Source organism: Microcoleus sp. BM001215392, from assembly GCF_036700185.1.
Lineage (GTDB): Bacteria > Cyanobacteriota > Cyanobacteriia > Cyanobacteriales > Microcoleaceae > Microcoleus.
In genome coordinates, this window is sequence record NZ_JAUBOJ010000674.1 from 1 (window position 1) to 1,744 (window position 1,744).

Consider the following 1,744-nt stretch of genomic DNA (forward strand, 5'->3'; position numbering starts at 1 on the left):
ACTTTTTGGCTCTACTCGCGGAGCATCCCTGTTCCAAAACTGTCCGAAGTATTGACAAACTAAAATAGAAAAATCAATTAAATAGGCTACCAATCTTCGTCCAAAGTCTGCTGGTTGTAATATGGGTGGCGGTGGCTGTTGGTATGGTGGTGTTTGTTGGTATGGTGACTGTTGGTATGGTGACTGTTGGTATGGTGGTTGTTGATATGGTGGTTGTTGATATGGTGGTTGTGAGACAGGTCTGGTTTGTAGTAAATTATGAACAGCTTGCAGTGCTTCAGAAGCAGATTGATAACGTTGTTGATGCCGAAAACGTACCATTGTTTCTAACACATTAGCCAAATTATTGCTAACTTGGACTCTGTTTCGCCAGATAACTTCCGAAGTATTAATATCTGTAGCAAGTTGTAGCGGAAATACACCTGTGAGAGCTTCAATCGCAATCATTCCTACTGCGTAAATGTCGCTGCAAAATAAAGGTTGCCCACTTAACTGTTCCACAGGCATATAACCGGGCGTACCAACTACAGAATTTTGAACTACGTTTCCCTGGGTGTTAAATACTTTGCTAGTAACTTCCTTTACGGCTCCAAAGTCGATGAGTACAATCTTTTTATCTGACTGTCTGGCTATCAAGTTTTCCGGCTTAATATCACGGTGAATTACTTTTTTTTGATGAACAAACTCTAAAACTTCTAAAATGTCTCTCAACAAGTAAGTTACCGCGTGTTCACTCCATTGAATACCCGTATAGATGCTTTTACGAAGATCGTTGCCTTTGACAAATTCTTGAACTATAAAAAATTCTTGATTTTCTAGGAAGTAAGCTAAAAGCCGAGGAATTTGGTCGTGTTGTCCCAATGTTTTCAGTATTCTAGCTTCTTGTTCAAATTTTTGCTGTACCCACTGCAAGACAGACTGCTTCTGGGGCTTAAGTCTCTTAACAACGCAGGGTTCATTGAAATTACTGGTATCTTCGGCTAAATATGTTTCGCCAAAACCACCCTCTTTTAGTTCGTTTGTGATGTGATAGCGTCCGCTCTGAAGTTTTGTTCCAACTAGATTTGCTCCAAACATAAAAGTTTTAGGACTTTTGCTAGGAAGTGGTTGCACAAGCCCCTAGTGCCAACTTTGACGGGAGCTTGGAGGTTTTTGAATTTGGTTCTTGCCGAAATCCAGACTCATCTTTTAAGGGTAATTCAAAATCCCCACTCTGCGCCGACTCAATGGCTCAACATTTGGCTCAATGCCCAAGGCTCATTTGGCTCATTTGGCTCTCCGATGTGAGCTATAATCGAATTGGGGTAAAGTTGTGGTATGGGAGTAAAAATGGCAGGCTTGCTCAGAGCATCCGAAGAAGGGCTAAAAATCATTGACATGGTACGACGCAATCTGGGATGGAATAAAGCAGATGAGATATGGTGTCAGGCGGCTCTCACTTCCAAAGCAACTTTAAAGCGATTTTGGACGCAGCAACCAATTAGACGAGAGACTTTTATACACATTTGCAAAGCTGTAGGTGTGAAAAACTGGCAAGACATTGTTGAACGGGAAATTAAAGAACCAGAACCACTCTTTGCCGCCGCGATCGCAGATATCCCCCTAGACAACCAAACCGATCGCACTTTCCCCCTCCCAGAAAACTTACCCCCCGTCAGAAATTGGGTACAGCGCACCAAAGAAATCGACACCTTAAAAATCCTAATTGCTCCTGCTCCCCCCCTTAGCAAGGGGGGGCTGGGGG

Annotated in this window: 1 protein-coding gene and 1 pseudogene; one reads left to right on the top strand and one right to left on the bottom strand. The window is 42.8% G+C overall.

Annotated features, from left to right (window positions below):
* Positions 1-1,077: serine/threonine-protein kinase (locus QT974_RS34045; protein ID WP_333472767.1), on the bottom strand; the 1,077-nt coding region annotated here is incomplete at its 3' end.
* A 240-nt stretch (positions 1,078-1,317) separates the two neighbouring features.
* Between QT974_RS34045 and QT974_RS34050 the strand changes: the two are divergent.
* Positions 1,318-1,744 (top strand): annotated as a pseudogene (locus QT974_RS34050) (ATP-binding protein); the annotation flags it as partial.